Genomic DNA, 16,052 nt, shown 5'->3' on the forward strand with positions numbered 1-16,052 from the left:
GCGGATCAGCCGCGACGCAGCACGGTGTGCCGGTCAGCGCCCTCACCGAACGACTCGGACGAGTACCCGCGGTCTGCCGCGATGTCGTGCACGAGCTTGCGCTCGTAGCTCGACATGGCCGGCAGTGACGCCTGGGAGGCGCCCTCGTCCAGGCGCTGGATGGCTCGGTCGACGAGGGTCTCCAGCTGACGCTGGCGAGCGTCGCGGGAGCCGCCGATGTCGAGGATCAGCCGCGAGAAACGACCGGTCGAATTCTGCACCGCCAGACGGGTCAGCTCCTGCAGAGCCTGCACGGTGTCGGGGTGCGAGATCGTCGACAGCGCAGAGGCGTCCTCGGCCTCGACGGACACGTACGCGCGGCCGGCGCGGACATCGAGGGCGAGATCACCGTCGATGTCGGCGATGTCGAGGAGGCCCTCGAGGAAGTCGGCGGCGACGTCGCCTTCCTGTTCCAGCTGCTCCTCGGTGGCGGTGGTGTGCTCGGTCGCGATCTGCTCGGACGTCGTCATCTCATGGTCTCCAAGTGCTCAGGAGGGGGAGTCGGTTCCGGGCTTCGCGGGCGTCCGCGGCGGGGTTCCGGAAGGCTTCGCGGACTGCTGCTTCTTGGCGCGCTGCTTGCCGACGGGCTGCTGACGCTTGGGCTGGGCGGCACGCGCGCGCTCGGCCTCCTCGAACAGGCGCTGCTGTTCGGCTTCGTACTTCTCGATCGGAACGACCTTGCCGCTCGAGTCGATCGCCTTGCCCTTACGTGCCAGTCGCTCCTCACGGGCCTTCGCGGCATCCGAGCCCGGAGTGGGCATCTCACGGATCACGACGAACTGCTGCACCATCGTCCACAGGTTGCTGACGAACCAGTAGATGACGACACCGAGCGGGAAGAAGACACCCGAGAAGATGAAGGCCAGCGGCAGGATGTAGAGCATGATCTTCTGCATCTGGTACGCCTGACCGGTCTTGGCCTCGGGCGACAGGTTCTTCGAGATGATCTGCAGCTGCGTGAAGAACTGCGAGCCGATCATGAGGACGACGAGCGTCAGCAGGATCGCGACGGTGAACTGGCCGTCGGGCTGTCCCCACGCGGTGACCAGGTTGACGTGCATGGATGCCACGTCGAAGAGCTTCGCGTCGTAGAACTCGGTCGTGAGCTCGGGGGTGAGGAGACCCACACCGCCCTGCCCGAGCGCCGCGTGCTTGGACACGTCGTTCAGCACGCTGAACAGCGCGAAGAAGATCGGCATCTGAACGAGGAGCGGCAGGCAGCTGGAGACCGGGGTCGTGCCGTGCTTCTTGTACAGCGCCATGGTCTCGCGACTCATGGCCTCGCGGGAGAGCTGATCCTTCTTGCCCCGGTACTTCTCCTGCACCTTGCGCAGTTCCGGAGCGATCTCCATCATCTTGCGCTGGCTCTTGATCTGCTTCACGAAGAGCGGGATCAGAGCAGCACGGACGATCAGGACGAGCCCGATGATGGACAGCACCCAGGTCAGACCCGCGGCGGGAGCGAGCCCGATCGCCGTGAACAGCGCATGCCAGCCGACCAGCACGAGCTCGACGGCCCATTTCAGGGGCCAGAGGACGATTCCAATGAGATCCGGCACGGATCAGTCCTTTCGGGAGGGCACGACGAAGCCGTGCGGAGTGAGTTCGTGGCGGAAGGCGCGGTGAGGACGGACGTCGTCGATGCCTCCCTGTGCCCAGGGATGGCACCGGGCGAGGCGGGCGGCGGTGAACGCGATGCCCTTCACGAGTCCGTGCTGCTGCACGGCGCCCACCGAATAGGCGGAGCAGGACGGGTAGTACTTGCACACGTCGCCGTAGACGTGCGAGATCGTCGCGCGGTAGGCGTGCAGAAGAGCGAGACCGGCGTTGCGGGGGAGGAGCGGAACGGATGCCGCGACCGTGGTCCACTCGAGGTGGCCGACACCGGTGGACGACGTGGGAAGTGTCGACGTGCTCATGCGGCAGCCTTGCGTTGCAGGCACCGGACGACATCGGCGCGGAGATCCGCGTAGTCGACCGTGGCCGCTGAGGGGAGCGCACGGATGACGACCGAGGCGCCCCCGCGAACGAGCGGGAGCGCCTCGGCGCACACCGCCTTGAGACGGCGGCGAACGGTGTTGCGTGTGACGGCGGAGCCGACCTGACGGCTCACGATGAAGCCGAACCGCGCGGGACCTTCATCCGGCACGCCGCCGACGTAGGTCACGGTGTGCGTTCCGGCACACCGAGAGCCCCGACGGACGGTGGCTTTGTAATCCGATCCGCGGGTGAGTCGGTTCGGCTTCGCGAGCACTAGGTGGGTCAGGCCGAGAGCTCGGTGCGGCCCTTGGCGCGACGCGCCGCCAGGATGCTGCGGCCGGCGCGCGTGCGCATGCGGGCGCGGAAGCCGTGCTTCTTGGCGCGGCGGCGGTTGTTGGGCTGGAAGGTGCGCTTGCTCATGGGTCACTCCGGAGGTGATGTCACCCGATGCTCTTCTGCCGGGGGACGTGGTCGGGACTGCCGTGTAGGCATAAGTCAACCGACTAAGGCTACGTCTCGCGCGACGTTAACTCAAACCGAGAGGCCGACCGCTCATTATCCCCAAGCGTCATCCACACCCGTGGCAAAGACACGCGAGCGCGTTCTACAGTTGATTTGGCTCCGTGCGGACCGCGAACTAGCGTGTCCCCGGAAGTTATCCACAGGTTCGGCGCGATGCACGTCGACAGTCGCGCGCCGAGATCCCGGAGGGGATATGTCATTGCACCAAGTACCGGATGTTCCCGTCTGGTCCGCCGTGCTCGACCATCTCCTCACCGACGACCGCGTCACGCCGCAGCTCCACGGCTTCCTCAACCTGGCCGTGCCGCAGGGCGTCATGGGCGGCACCCTCTACCTGGACGTGCCGAACGACCTGACCGCCGCGCAGATGAACAAGCGCATGCGCGCTCCGATCCTCGAGGCGCTCACTCAGGTGCAGGGAGTCGACCCCGAGGTCAGCAACTTCCGCGTGGTCGTGAACCCCGACCTCATCGAGTCCCACCGTTCCGCGCCCCCGGTCGAAGATCGCCCCGACCCGATCCCCGCGGCCGGCAATCCGTCGCCGATGCCGGAGCAGGCCCCCGCCCCCATCGTTCCGGCATCCCGCAACGACACGCGTCTGAACCCGAAGTACACCTTCGACAATTTCGTCATCGGCCAGTCCAACCGCTTCGCGCACGCCGCCGCGGTCGCCGTCGCCGAGGCCCCGGCCAAGGCCTACAACCCGCTGTTCATCTACGGCGATTCGGGGCTCGGCAAGACCCACCTCCTCCACGCGATCGGCGACTACGCCGCGAGCATGTACGCCGGCATCCGGGTGCGGTACGTCTCGAGCGAGGAGTTCACGAACGACTTCATCAACTCGATCGCGAACAACCGCGGCTCCGCCTTCCAGGCCCGGTATCGCGACGTCGACATCCTGTTGATCGACGACATCCAGTTCCTCCAGGGACGGGCCGAGACGCAGGAAGCGTTCTTCCACACCTTCAACACCCTGCACGACCACGACAAGCAGGTCGTGATCACCAGCGACCTCCCCCCGAAGCAGCTGACCGGCTTCGAGGACCGCATGCGCAGTCGCTTCGAGTGGGGTCTCATCACCGACGTCCAGGCGCCCGACCTCGAGACCCGTATCGCGATCCTCCGCAAGAAGGCGCAGAGCGAACGGCTGCTCATCCCCGACGACGTCCTCGAGTACATCGCGACCGTCGTCTCGTCGAACATCCGTGAACTCGAGGGTGCGCTCATCCGCGTGTCCGCTTTCGCGAGCCTGAACCGCTCGACGCTCGACATGTCGCTGGCACAGACCGTGCTGCGGGACATCATCGATCAGGACGACGCGAATGTCGTCTCACCGACCGACATCATCACCGCGACCGCACAGTACTTCAAGCTGTCGGTCGACGACCTGTACGGATCCAGTCGGTCTCAGGCCGTGGCGACGGCACGGCAGATCGCCATGTATCTCTGCCGTGAGCGGACGAGTCTCTCCTTGCCGAAGATCGGTCAGCTGTTCGGCAACCGCGATCACACGACGGTGATGTACGCCTACAAGAAGATCAGCGATCTCATGAAGGAGCGTCGCTCGATCTACAACCAGGTCTCCGAAATCACCACCCAGTTGGGCCGCATGCGCTGAGCGCCCATCTGAACCGAGGGGTTCATCCGCATCCGCGGGCGAACCCCTTCGTCGTTCTCGGCCGTTGACGGGCCGCAGAAAGCCTCTCGCAAAGTACTTTCAGTCGGTTCTACACAGTGTGGAAAACCTGTGGATAACTCTGAATCTCTGCGGAAGACATGTGAACGACACGCGGAGACCTGTGGAGGAACCGGCGAACCGCCGACGAGCCGATCGTGTTAACTGCCCAGGCTGTCCGCAGGGCTTCCACAGGTCACAGCCGTGTAGTTCCCTTCTGTTAACACGCATCGCGAGAGTTATCCACACTCTCCACAGCTGTTAACAAGATGAAGAATCCATAGATCGGTTAACAGAGATTCGATGACCTTGCGGTGCGAACACGGGGCGACGTGTGCCGACGCGGTCGGGCACTAGCATGGGTAAGCCATACCGCCGTCAAGGGAGCGCCCGTGAAGTTTCACGTCAATCGCGATGTCTTCAGCGAAGCCGTTTCGTTCGTGGTCAAGCTCCTGCCGCAGCGCAACCCGCAGCCGATCCTGGCCGGCGTCCTGATCGAGGCCGGCGAGCAGGGTCTGACCCTCGCGGCGTTCGACTACGAAGCGTCGGCGCGCACCACGATCGAGGCCACCGTCGACGAGCCGGGCACGATCCTGGTCCACGGACGTCTCCTCTCCGACATCGCCAGCCGCCTCCCGAATGCGCCGATCCAGATCGCGGTCGATGACGACGGCGGGATCCTCCTCACCTGCGGATCCGCGCGGTTCACGCTCGCATCCATGCCCGTGCAGGAGTACCCGGCGATCCCCGAGGTCACCGGTGAGTCCGGGCTCGTTCCGGCCGACGACTTCGCGACGGCGATCGCGCAGGTGGCGTTCGCCGCGTCGCGCGACGACGTCACCCCGGTCCTCACGGGCGTGCAGCTCGAGGTGACCGGCACGCAGCTGAGCCTCGTGGCGACCGACCGGTATCGCGTCGCGCTGCGTGAGATCCCGTGGGACGGCGGGGCCGCGGCATCCGACGAGCCCACCGCCGCCCTCGTGCCGGCGCGCACGCTGCAGGAGGTCGGGAAGACCTTCGCGCACGGCGGCGACATCTCGATCGCGTTCTCCGGCTCGGGCGACCGCGAGATCATCGCCTTCTCGTCGGGCAACAAGACGGTCACCTCGCTGCTGATCAAGGGCAACTTCCCGCCCGTGCGTCGACTCTTCCCCGCCCAGACCGAGCACCACAGCGTCGTGAACACCGCGGAGCTCGCCGAGGCCGTGCGTCGTGTCGCGCTCGTGCTCGACCGGTCCGCGCCGCTGCGATTCACGTTCGGACCCGACGGCGTGTCGATGGACGCCTCGGGTACCGAGCAGGCGCGTGCGACCGAATCCGTCGACGCGACGCTGGTCGGCGACGAGGTCACTCTGGGTCTGAACCCTCAGTACCTCCTCGAGTCGCTCGGCGCCGTCCGCAGCGAATTCACGCGCATCACGTTCACCTCGAGCGACAACGCGAACAAGCTGAGCCCGGTGCTGATCACCCCCCAGACCTCGGTCGACAAGGGCGGCGAAGGCTCGTTCAAGTACCTGCTGCAGCCCAACCTGCTCCTGCGCTGACCGACACGCGACCCGGTGCATGTCGGGGCCGGCGGGTAGTCTGACTCGGTGATCGTGGAGCAGCTCGGACTGGCGGATTTCCGCAATTATGCGGCTGCCGACGTGTCGCTCTCCGCGGGCGCGAACCTTTTCGTGGGCCGCAACGGTCAGGGCAAGACCAACCTGGTCGAGGCCGTCGCCTACCTCGCGACTCTGGGGTCGCATCGCGTGTCGAGCGACGCGCCCATGGTGCGCGACGGGTCCGATGCCGCGATCGTACGGGCGCGCTTGGCGCACCGTGAGCGCAGCATCCTGCTCGAACTCCAGCTCAATCGGCAGGGGTCCAACAAGGCCCGGGTCAACGGCGTGAACGTCCGGACCGCCGAGTTGCCGCGGTACGCCCAGGTGGTCCTGTTCGCCCCGGAAGACCTGCAGATCGTCCGCGGCGATCCGTCCGCCCGTCGCCGCTTCGCCGATCAGCTCATCGTGCAGCGTTCGCCGCGTCTCGCCGGCGTCCTGGCCGACTACGACCGTGTCCTCCGGCAGCGCACGGCGCTGCTGAAGTCGGCGCGAGCGCGCGGGATCCGCGGCGATGCCCTCGGCACGCTCGATGTCTGGGACGACAAGCTGGTCGCCCTCGGCACCGAGGTGATCGAGGCGCGGCTGGCCCTGGCATCCGATCTGTCCGCTCCCGTGGCCGAGGCGTACACCGCGATCGCGGGTGCCGACCACGACCCCCGTCTGCGCTGGGCGCTGTCGGTCGTCGGCGGCGACCCGGAGGAAGGGGACGCCGCGGCCGAGACCGGCGCGACCGGTTCGCTCGCCGAGCAGTTCCGCGCGGCGCTCGCGGCTCGTCGATCCCAGGAGCTCGAGCGGGGCCTGACCCTCGTGGGTCCGCATCGCGACGACCTCGTGCTCGAGGTGCGCGGACTGCCGGTGAAGGGGTACGCCTCGCACGGCGAGTCCTGGTCGGTCGCGCTCGCCCTGCGCCTGGCATCCGCCGAGCTGCTGCGCGCGGAGTCGCGCCTCGGAGACCCGGTGCTCATCCTCGACGACGTGTTCGCCGAACTCGACGCGGGTCGTCGCACCCGTCTCGCGGACCTCGTCGCGGGGTACGAGCAGGTCATCGTCACCTCCGCCGTGGAAGAAGACGTCCCCGACGGTCTGCGCGCGCACGTGGTCCGTGTCGAGGCCGGTCGGATCGTGGGCGCCGATGACTGACGAGAACGACCTCCCCGAGACGATCGCCACGTATCTGCGGCTGCGCGGCCTCGAGCCCTCGCCGTACCGCAAGAAGAAGCGCCGCCGGCGGGCCGATGACGGCGAGAACGCTCCCTTCACTCCCGGTCGCGATCCCCGGGGTCTCGGCGACGTGCTCTCCACCTTGACGAAATCCGCGGGCTGGGAGCCGCAGCTCGCCCGCGAAGACCTCGTCCGCACCTGGCACGACGTGGCCGGCGCCGACACCGCCGCGCACACACGTCCGGTGGCCATGGATGCCGGAACACTGACGGTCCAGGCGGACTCCACGGCGTGGGCGAAGCAGCTGCAGTTGATGCGCGCGCACATCCTCTCCGAGATCATCCGGCGCTTCCCCGAGGCGGGGGTCGAGTCGATCCGCTTCATCGGGCCGGACGTCCCCTCCTGGAAATGGGGGACGAGAGCCGTTCCAGGCCGCGGTCCGCGCGATACCTACGGCTAGCCCATGGTCGGGGCTGGTTCGCTCCGATTTCTCCCCTCCTACGGGCGTACACACCGCTTCCGGCGGCCTCGCGCGGTAAGATGGAGGTTCCGACGAATCGATCTGGAGCTCGCGAAGTCATGACGTCCGAAAACCCCGACAACGTTTCCGCGGAACCCGAAACGACGACCAGCGCGAAGGTTCCCAACGAGTACGGGGCAGACGCCATCCAGGTGCTCGAGGGTCTCGAGGCCGTCCGCAAGCGTCCCGGCATGTACATCGGCTCCACCGGTGAGCGGGGCCTCCACCACCTCGTGCAGGAGATCGTCGACAACTCCGTCGACGAGGCCCTCGCCGGATACTGCGACACCATCGACGTCACGATCCTCTCCGACGGCGCCGTCCGGGTGATCGACAACGGCCGTGGCATCCCGGTCGACATGCACCGGACCGAGGGCAAGTCGACCGTCGAGGTCGTCCTGACCGTGCTCCACGCCGGCGGAAAGTTCGGCGGCGGCGGCTATGCGGTCTCCGGCGGTCTGCACGGCGTCGGCTCGTCCGTGGTCAACGCGCTCTCCACGCGCCTCGAGGTCGAGGTCAAGCGCCAGGGTCACGTGTGGCGGCAGTCGTTCCGTGACGGCGGCGTGCCGCAGGCCCCGCTCGCGCAGGGCGAGGAGAGCGAAGAGACGGGCACCTCGATCACCTTCTGGCCGGATGCCACCATCTTCGACACCGTCGACTTCGACTACGACACGCTGCGTACGCGCTTCCAGCAGATGGCGTTCCTCAACAAGGGGCTGCGCATCAGCCTGCGCGACGAGCGGCCGCAGTCCATCGTCACCGAGGGCGAGCCGGGCGAAGAGACCACGGCGGCCCGTCACGACTCCTTCCTCTACGAGCGCGGTCTCGTCGACTACGTCGAGCACCTCAACCGCGTCCGCAAGGCCGACGTCGTCAACGAAGAGATCATCGAGGTCGAGTCGGAAGACACCGAGCGCAACATCGCCCTCGAACTCGCGATGCAGTGGACGACGGCCTACACCGAGAACGTCTTCACCTTCGCCAACACAATCAACACGCACGAGGGCGGCACCCACGAAGAGGGTTTCCGCGCGGCTCTCACGACCCTCGTCAACCGCTATGCGCGGGCGAACAACCTCCTCAAGGAGAAAGACGACAACCTCACGGGTGAGGACATCCGCGAGGGGCTCACCGCGGTCATCTCGGTGAAGCTGTCCGAGCCGCAGTTCGAGGGTCAGACGAAGACCAAGCTCGGCAACACCGAGGCGCGCGCGTACGTGCAGAAGGTCGTGGGCGACAAGCTCGGCGACTGGTTCGACCGCAATCCCGCCCAGGCGAAGAACGTCATCCGCAAGGCGATCGATGCGGCGACCGCGCGCCTGGCCGCCCGCAAGGCCCGCGAGACCGCGCGCCGCAAGAGCGTCTTCGAGTCGGCCGCCATGCCCGACAAGCTGAAGGACTGCACGTCGAAGGATCCGTCGATCAGCGAGATCTTCCTCGTCGAGGGTGACTCCGCCGGCGGTTCCGCGGTGCAGGGGCGCGACCCGCACACGCAGGCGATCCTGGCGCTGCGCGGCAAGATCCTGAACGTGGAGCGCGCGCGCCTCGACCGGGCGCTCGGCAACAAGGAAGTCCAGGCGATGATCCAGGCCTTCGGCACGGGCATCGGCGAAGACTTCGACATGGCCAAGGCCCGGTACCACAAGATCGTCCTGATGGCGGATGCCGACGTCGACGGCCAGCACATCACGACGCTGTTGCTCACCCTGCTCTTCCGCTACATGCGCGGTCTCATCGAGGCGGGTTTCGTCTACCTCGCGCAGCCCCCGCTGTACCGCCTCAAGTGGTCGAACCACCCCCACGAGTACGCGTACAGCGACCGTGAGCGCGACGCGATGCTCGTCGAGGGGCAGGCCGCGGGACGACGCATCCCGAAGGACAACGGCATCCAGCGCTACAAGGGTCTCGGCGAGATGAACGACCACGAGCTGTGGGAGACCACGATGGACCCCGAGACCCGCACCCTCAAGCAGGTCACGATCGACGACGCCGCCTCGGCGGACGAGATCTTCTCGGTGCTCATGGGAGAAGACGTCGAGTCGCGGCGCAGCTTCATCCAGCGCAACGCCAAAGACGTCCGCTTCCTCGACATCTGATCCCCGGTCGACTCGATACGAAACTGAGAATCCATGGCTGACGACATCACTCCCGAGCCCACCGGCGCGCCCGACGAGGCCGCTCACAACCACGGGAAGATCGACCAGGTCGACCTCCAGCTCGAGATGCAGCGGAGCTACCTCGACTATGCGATGAGCGTCATCGTCGGTCGCGCGCTGCCCGACGTGCGCGACGGCCTCAAGCCCGTGCACCGCCGCGTCATCTACGGCATGTACGACGGCGGTTTCCGTCCCGACAAGTCGTTCTCGAAGTGCGCCCGCGTCGTCGGTGAAGTCATGGGCCACTACCACCCCCACGGTGACGCCCCGATCTACGACGCCCTCGTGCGTCTCGTGCAGCCGTGGTCGCTGCGCTATCCGTTGGCCCTCGGCCAGGGCAACTTCGGCTCGCCGGGCAACCAGGGCGCGGCCGCTCCCCGATACACCGAGACGAAGATGGCTCCGCTCGCGCTCGAGATGGTGCGCGACATCGAAGAGGAGACCGTCGACTTCGAGGACAACTACGACGGCCAGACGCAGGAGCCGACGGTCCTCCCGGCGCGCTTCCCGAACCTCCTGGTCAACGGCTCGGTCGGCATCGCCGTCGGCATGGCGACCAACATCCCGCCGCACAACCTGCGCGAAGTCTCCGCCGGCGCCCTGTGGGCTCTGGAGAACCCGGATGCCAGCCGCGAGGAGCTGCTCGAGGCGCTCATGGAGCGCATCCCCGGGCCCGACTTCCCCACCCGCGCGCAGATCCTCGGCACCCGCGGCATCAAGGACGCGTACCGCACGGGCCGCGGCTCGATCACGATGCGCGCCGTCGTCAACATCGAAGAGATCCAGGGCCGCACGTGCCTGGTGATCACCGAGCTGCCCTACCAGGTCAACCCCGACAACGTCGCGGTCAAGATCGGCGACCTCGCCCGCGAGGGCAAGATCACGGGCATCGCCGACATCCGCGACGAGACGTCCGGTCGCACCGGTCAGCGACTCGTCATCGTGCTCAAGCGCGACGCGGTCGCGAAGGTCGTGCTGAACAACCTCTACAAGCACACGCAGCTCCAGGAGAACTTCGGCGCCAACATGCTCGCCATCGTCGACGGCGTGCCGCGCACGCTGTCGCTCGACGGCTTCATCAGCCTCTGGATCGACCACCAGGTCGAGGTGATCGTCCGCCGCACGCGCTATCGCCTCCGCAAGGCCGAGGAGCGCATGCACATCCTGCGCGGCTACCTCAAGGCGCTCGACGCGCTCGACGAGGTCATCGCGCTCATCCGCCGGTCGCCGACGGCCCAGGATGCCAACGAGGGACTGCAGAAGCTCCTCGACATCGACGACATCCAGGCGCAGGCGATCCTCGACATGCAGCTGCGTCGCCTTGCGGCGCTCGAGCGTCAGAAGATCATCGACGAGGCGCAGGAGCTCGAAGCGCGCATCGCCGACTACAACGACATCCTCGCCACCCCCGCTCGCCAGCGCACCATCATCCGCGACGAACTGACGGCGATCGTCGACCGCTTCGGCGACGACCGTCGCACCGAGATCCTGCACGGATTCGACGGCGACGTGTCGATCGAAGACCTCATCGCCGAGGAAGAGATGGTCGTGACGGTCACCCGTGACGGCTACATCAAGCGCACGCGCAGCGACAACTACCGTCAGCAGCACCGCGGCGGCAAGGGAGTGAAGGGCGCGCAGCTGCGCGCCGACGACGTGGTCGAGCACTTCTTCGTCACGACGACCCACCATTGGCTGCTGTTCTTCACCAACAAGGGCCGCGTGTACCGCTCGAAGGCGTACGAGGTCCCCGAGGCGGGGCGGGATGCCAAGGGCCAGCACGTCGCGAACCTCCTCGCGCTCCAGCCCGATGAGGAGATCGCCCAGATCCTCGACATCCGCGATTACAAGGTCGCGACCTACCTCGTGCTCGCGACCCGCAACGGCCTGGTCAAGAAGACCCGGCTCGACGAGTACGACACCAACCGTCAGGGCGGCGTGATCGCCATCAAGCTGCGCGGCCAGGTCTCCGACGACGCCGACGACGCCGAGCAGGGCACCCCCGACGAGCTCGTCAGCGCACTGCTCGTCGACGAGGGCGATGACATCCTCCTCATCAGCCGACTCGGCATGTCGCTGCGCTTCTCCGCCACGGACGGGGCGCTGCGCCCGATGGGCCGCTCGACGTCGGGCGTGAAGGGCATGGACTTCCGCGCCGGCGACAGCCTGCTCTCGGCATCCGTCGCGAAGGATGACGAGTTCGTGTTCATCGTCACCGAGGGCGGGTACGCCAAGCGCACGGCCGTGACCGAATACCGCATGCAGAACCGCGGTGGACTGGGCATCAAGGTGGCCCGTCTGACCGAGGATCGCGGCGTTCTGGCGGGCGGTCTGATGGTCTCGGAGGGCGACGAGGTCCTTGTGGTTCTTGCCAGCGGCAAGGTGGTACGCTCCTCCGTGGCCGAGGTGCCTGCCAAGGGTCGCGACACCATGGGTGTCGTGTTCGCCCGCGCCGGAGGCGATGATCGCATCATCGCGATCGCCCGGAACAGCGAGCGGAACCTGACCGAGACGACGGAGACGACCACCGATCCGGCCGCGCCCGACGCGGTCGAGACCGCCTCCTCTTCCGAGACCCCTGAGGAAAGTACTGACGCATGAGCACGGTAGCCGACAAACTCGCCAAGAAGTCGACCCAGAAGACGTCCGCCAAGCAGGTACGTCTGCGCCTGGTGTACATCGACTTCTGGTCGGCACTCAAGCTCTCGTTCCTGGCCGCCGTGGCGATCGCGATCGTCACCGTGGTCTCGTACTTTCTCGTGTACCTCGTGGTGAGCGCCACCGGCCTCATCGGTCGCGCGGATGAGTTCTTCGCGAGCTTCACCGACGGAAGCGCCACCCTGTCGCAGTACGTGGGCCTCCCGCAGGTCATGGCGTTCGCGGCGATCGTCGCGATCCTCAACCTGGTCGTCGTGACCGTCATGGGTGCGGTCGTGGCCGGCATCTACAACCTCGCCGTCAAGGTCACGGGCGGTCTGCTCGTGGGCTTCACCTCCAACTGACGCCGATTCGGAAAAACCTCGGGATTCAGGTAAAGTCTTCGAGGTTGACGACGTTACGTCAGCGAGACGGGGCTATAGCTCAGGCGGTTAGAGCGCTTCACTGATAATGAAGAGGTCCCAGGTTCAAGTCCTGGTAGCCCCACCCGTTCCCTTCCCGGGGCCTTAGCTCAGCTGGTAGAGCGCCTGCTTTGCAAGCAGGATGTCAGGAGTTCGAATCTCCTAGGCTCCACATCATCTCCGTCGATTCGGCTGCGGCCGACTCTTCGTCTTCCCGCGCTCCGTCGTCGTGTCTCGCGGCTAGGGTGATCGCAATGGACATGCGAGTCGCCGCGTACGCCGTCATCACCGACGCCGACGACCGCGTGCTGCTCGCGCACTGGATCGAAGGACGTCGCGCCGCCTGGACGCTGCCCGGCGGCGGTCTCGAGGACGGTGAGGACCCCGAACGCGCCGTACGCCGCGAGGTGCGGGAGGAGACCGGGTTCCGAGTGGTGGTCGACGAGCTTCTCGGCATCCATTCGCGCGTCATCGCGGCGGAGAGGCGTCTGTCGGACGACGCGAACGGACCCCTCCACGCCCTTCGGATCGTCTACCGAGCCCATATCGTCGGCGGGCGTCTGAGCTACGAGGTCGGCGGCTCCACGGACCGCGCCCAGTGGTTCTCGCTTTCCGCCGCCCGCAAGCTCCGGCGGGTGCAGCTGGTCGACATCGCGTTCCGGATGGCGAAGCTGTGACCGCCGGTCAGTCGCGCGGCGCGGTGATGTCGGCGACCGTGGCGCCGTAGGCGCGGATCAGGTCGTCGGCTTCGACGAAGAGGCTGTAGCCGTGCGCTCCCGCGCCCATCGCGATGCGTCGCCCCACGATGCTCTCGTCGGCATAGATCGGCCAGTCGGTCGAGCTGCCGATCGGCACGATCGTGCCCCGCTCATATCCGGTCGCGGCGAGGGCGAGCTCGGGCTCGGGCAGGCGCAGCTTGTTCACGCCGACCACCGCCCGCAGCTTCGGCCAGGAGATGACCCGGTCGCCGGGCACCAGGGCGAACAGGAAGGTGTCGTCGGATCGCTTCACGACGAGCGTCTTCACGATGTCATCCGGATGGATGCCGAGCAGCTCCGCCGCCTCGTCGAGCGAGCGGGCCGCCGGCCGTTCCCGTACATCGACAGAGAGGCCGCGCAACTGCGCGGCCTCTCTGACTCTGCTGGTGGGGTCGCTCACGCGTCGGGGGCGCGGAGCGGGTCGTCGGCCACCCACAGCTCGTCGTCGGCACGCAGGGTCTGCCACGCGGCGTAGGCGACACCCACGGCGGCGGCGACACCGAACAGGATGGCGATGACGCCACCGGCCCCGATGCCGTCGTGCTGCTTCGGGAGCTTGGCGGCGAGCTGCTTGCTCGCCTTCTTGCCGTACTTCTCGGCACGCTTGGCGTACTTGTGCGTGTCGAGCTCGAAACCGCGACCCTTGGCCAGGCGGTCACGGGTGTCTCCGGCGGCGTCCCACACCGACATCGCCCCACCCACGACGGCACCGGCCGTCGGGATGACCTTGTCGCTGAGGAAGCGGTTCGTGTACTTCACGCTCTTGTCGACGTACGGCGCGGCGTACTGGTCGTAACCGTCGCGCACGGCGGGAACGAGGTCTTCGCGGCTGAAGCGACCGAGCTGGCGACCGGCTTCGCGGGCCACCTTTCCGCTCTCGCCCAGCAGAACCTGCTGAGACTCCCACACCTTTGCGGCGTGCTTCTGGAGCTTGCGCAGTTCCTTCTTGCTCTTGCGGCTGAGGCCCACGGCTTCATCCTCCCTGTCGATGGGATGTACGCGTTTCATCTTGCCAGAACGGGGGTCCCCGTCCGCGAACCCTTGCAGATAACTCTGAGAGAATGTACCCATGGCTTCCCACACCGCCGTTGCGACCCTTCACACCAACCACGGCGACATCGTCGTCAACCTGTTCGGAGACCACGCTCCCCGGACAGTCCGGAACTTCGTCGGCCTCGCCGACGGCTCGCAGGAATGGACCAACCCGGCCACCGGCGCCAAGGGCGAGGGTCCGCTCTACTCGAACGTCGTGTTCCACCGCATCATCCCCGGCTTCATGATCCAGGGCGGCGACCCGCTCGGTCAGGGCGTCGGCGGTCCCGGCTACACGTTCAACGACGAGATCCACCCCGAGCTCGACTTCTCGGCCCCGTACAAGCTGGCCATGGCCAACGCGGGTCTCCGCCGCAACGCCATCACGGGTCAGCCCGAGGGCACGAACGGCTCGCAGTTCTTCATCACCACCGACCCGACGCCGTGGCTCCAGGGCAAGCACACCATCTTCGGCGAGGTGGCCGACGATGCCTCGAAGAAGGTCGTCGACGCCATCAGCGCAGTTCCCACCGCCGCCGGCGACCGTCCCGTCGAGCCCGTCGTGCTCGAGTCGGTCGACGTCGTCGCCGTCTGACCCTCGGCGGCGGCGGGTGTCTACGACCGAGGAGTTCCGTCGCAACAGCGACAACTTCTGCTACCGGCATCCCGACCGGCAGAGCTTCGTGCTCTGCCAGCGGTGTCTGCGCACGGTATGCCCCGAGTGTCGGACCCCCGCCGCCGTCGGCGTCATCTGCCCGGAGTGCATGGCCCAGCAGCGGGCCACCGCGACCCCGGCGCAGAAGAAGGCGCAGCGCCGCTGGTCGCGTTCGGCTCCGATGGCCGCGGTGGCCGGCGGTCGACCGATCGCGACGCTGACGATCATCGCGATCACCGGACTCGCCTACATCATCGGTCTCGTTCCCGGTGTCGGCGGCATCATCGGCAACGCCCTGGCCTTCTACCCGCCGTACCTCGTCCCGCAGTTCGGACCGATCGAGCCCTGGCGCCTCTTCACCGCCGCTCTCGTCCATTCCGGGTTCTTCCACATCGGCCTCAACATGCTGGCCCTGTGGTTCATCGGCCGCAATCTCGAGCCTCTGCTCGGACGGTGGCGCTTCGTCGTGCTCTATCTGCTGGGTGCACTCGGAGGGTCGGTCGCGGTGGCGCTTCTCGCCCCCACCACGGTCGTCGTCGGCGCCTCGGGAGCGATCTTCGCGCTGTTCGGTGCGCTGCTGGTCATCGGACGGCACATCGGCGCCGACATCCGCGTCATCGCCGTCCTCATCGGCATCAACTTCGCCTGGCCGTTCGTCGTCGCCTTGATCTCTTCGCTGGGAACGGGTGACTTCGCGACCGCCCTCGCCAACGTGGGCATCTCCTGGCAGGCGCACCTGGGAGGCCTCGTCGTCGGCGCGCTGGTCGGATTGATCTACGCGCGGACACGTCTGCTGCGCCAGCGTCCCGTGCAGATCGGGCTGCTGGTCGCGCTCACGATCGCTCTGTTCGCGCTGCTCGTGATCCCGGTCGTGGTCTACTACTGAAAGTT

The 16,052-nt window shown here is 67.0% G+C and carries 17 protein-coding genes and 2 tRNA genes; 12 read left to right on the forward strand and 7 right to left on the reverse strand.

Annotation, left to right across the window (positions count from 1 at the left end; translation table 11 throughout):
* Window positions 1-5: 5 nt before the first annotated feature.
* The 5 genes from BGO45_RS12985 to rpmH are packed head-to-tail and all read right to left on the reverse strand — an operon-like array spanning window position 6 to window position 2,439.
* Window positions 6-509, reverse strand: coding sequence for a R3H domain-containing nucleic acid-binding protein (locus BGO45_RS12985; RefSeq protein WP_076492710.1), 504 nt, complete (start codon window positions 507-509; stop codon window positions 6-8).
* A gap of 18 nt (window positions 510-527) precedes the next feature.
* A complete protein-coding gene (gene yidC / locus BGO45_RS12990) occupies window positions 528-1,598 on the reverse strand; it encodes a membrane protein insertase YidC (protein ID WP_076492707.1) in 1,071 nt (356 codons plus the stop codon).
* 3 nt (window positions 1,599-1,601) lie between these two features.
* Window positions 1,602-1,958: a membrane protein insertion efficiency factor YidD gene (gene yidD / locus BGO45_RS12995; RefSeq protein WP_076492705.1), complete on the reverse strand. Its 357-nt coding sequence runs from the start codon at window positions 1,956-1,958 to the stop codon at window positions 1,602-1,604.
* Complete coding sequence (gene rnpA / locus BGO45_RS13000; RefSeq protein ID WP_292694894.1) at window positions 1,955-2,293, reverse strand: ribonuclease P protein component; 339 nt, start codon at window positions 2,291-2,293, stop codon at window positions 1,955-1,957. The genes yidD and rnpA overlap by 4 nt, the downstream gene beginning before the upstream one ends.
* 8 nt (window positions 2,294-2,301) lie before the next feature.
* Window positions 2,302-2,439, reverse strand: coding sequence for a 50S ribosomal protein L34 (rpmH, locus tag BGO45_RS13005; RefSeq protein WP_076492700.1), 138 nt, complete (start codon window positions 2,437-2,439; stop codon window positions 2,302-2,304).
* A gap of 295 nt (window positions 2,440-2,734) precedes the next feature.
* Between rpmH and dnaA the strand changes: the two genes are divergently transcribed.
* The 10 genes from dnaA to BGO45_RS13055 all read left to right on the forward strand — a co-directional run bounded on the left by dnaA (window position 2,735) and on the right by BGO45_RS13055 (window position 13,393).
* Window positions 2,735-4,159, forward strand: a complete 1,425-nt coding sequence (gene dnaA / locus BGO45_RS13010; protein ID WP_076492698.1) for a chromosomal replication initiator protein DnaA — start codon at window positions 2,735-2,737, stop codon at window positions 4,157-4,159.
* Between the two features lie 449 nt (window positions 4,160-4,608).
* Window positions 4,609-5,760, forward strand: coding sequence for a DNA polymerase III subunit beta (gene dnaN, locus BGO45_RS13015; protein ID WP_076492696.1), 1,152 nt, complete (start codon window positions 4,609-4,611; stop codon window positions 5,758-5,760).
* 48 nt (window positions 5,761-5,808) lie between these two features.
* A complete protein-coding gene (recF, locus tag BGO45_RS13020; RefSeq protein WP_292694899.1) occupies window positions 5,809-6,960 on the forward strand; it encodes a DNA replication/repair protein RecF in 1,152 nt (383 codons plus the stop codon).
* Window positions 6,953-7,441, forward strand: coding sequence for a DUF721 domain-containing protein (locus tag BGO45_RS13025; protein WP_292694901.1), 489 nt, complete (start codon window positions 6,953-6,955; stop codon window positions 7,439-7,441). The genes recF and BGO45_RS13025 overlap by 8 nt, the downstream gene beginning before the upstream one ends.
* 119 nt (window positions 7,442-7,560) lie before the next feature.
* Window positions 7,561-9,597, forward strand: a complete 2,037-nt coding sequence (gene gyrB, locus BGO45_RS13030) for a DNA topoisomerase (ATP-hydrolyzing) subunit B (protein WP_292694903.1) — start codon at window positions 7,561-7,563, stop codon at window positions 9,595-9,597.
* A 33-nt stretch (window positions 9,598-9,630) separates the two neighbouring features.
* Complete coding sequence (gene gyrA / locus BGO45_RS13035; protein WP_292694905.1) at window positions 9,631-12,258, forward strand: DNA gyrase subunit A; 2,628 nt, start codon at window positions 9,631-9,633, stop codon at window positions 12,256-12,258.
* The gene (locus BGO45_RS13040; RefSeq protein WP_076492687.1) at window positions 12,255-12,659 is read left to right on the forward strand and encodes a DUF3566 domain-containing protein; all 405 of its coding nucleotides are present in this window, start codon (window positions 12,255-12,257) and stop codon (window positions 12,657-12,659) included. The genes gyrA and BGO45_RS13040 overlap by 4 nt, the downstream gene beginning before the upstream one ends.
* Before the next feature lie 68 nt (window positions 12,660-12,727).
* Window positions 12,728-12,801: transfer RNA gene (locus BGO45_RS13045), tRNA-Ile, on the forward strand.
* A 14-nt stretch (window positions 12,802-12,815) separates the two neighbouring features.
* A tRNA-Ala gene (locus tag BGO45_RS13050) sits at window positions 12,816-12,888 on the forward strand.
* Window positions 12,889-12,970: 82 nt separating this feature from the next.
* Window positions 12,971-13,393, forward strand: coding sequence for an NUDIX hydrolase (locus BGO45_RS13055; RefSeq protein ID WP_292694907.1), 423 nt, complete (start codon window positions 12,971-12,973; stop codon window positions 13,391-13,393).
* A gap of 7 nt (window positions 13,394-13,400) precedes the next feature.
* Here BGO45_RS13055 and BGO45_RS13060 read toward each other — a convergent pair whose 3' ends face one another.
* Together BGO45_RS13060 and BGO45_RS13065 are read right to left on the reverse strand one after the other, a co-directional pair.
* Complete coding sequence (locus BGO45_RS13060; RefSeq protein WP_076492683.1) at window positions 13,401-13,874, reverse strand: aminoacyl-tRNA deacylase; 474 nt, start codon at window positions 13,872-13,874, stop codon at window positions 13,401-13,403.
* Window positions 13,871-14,443, reverse strand: a complete 573-nt coding sequence (locus BGO45_RS13065; RefSeq protein WP_292694911.1) for a DNA helicase — start codon at window positions 14,441-14,443, stop codon at window positions 13,871-13,873. Before BGO45_RS13065 ends, BGO45_RS13060 begins: the two co-directional genes overlap by 4 nt.
* A gap of 100 nt (window positions 14,444-14,543) precedes the next feature.
* Between BGO45_RS13065 and BGO45_RS13070 the strand changes: the two genes are divergently transcribed.
* Together BGO45_RS13070 and BGO45_RS13080 are read left to right on the forward strand one after the other, a co-directional pair.
* Window positions 14,544-15,101, forward strand: a complete 558-nt coding sequence (locus BGO45_RS13070; protein WP_076492678.1) for a peptidylprolyl isomerase — start codon at window positions 14,544-14,546, stop codon at window positions 15,099-15,101.
* A 16-nt stretch (window positions 15,102-15,117) separates the two neighbouring features.
* Window positions 15,118-16,047, forward strand: coding sequence for a rhomboid family intramembrane serine protease (locus tag BGO45_RS13080; RefSeq protein WP_366515021.1), 930 nt, complete (start codon window positions 15,118-15,120; stop codon window positions 16,045-16,047).
* Window positions 16,048-16,052: the final 5 nt, after the last annotated feature.

This window comes from Microbacterium sp. 71-36, assembly GCF_001898305.1.
Taxonomy (GTDB): domain Bacteria; phylum Actinomycetota; class Actinomycetes; order Actinomycetales; family Microbacteriaceae; genus Microbacterium.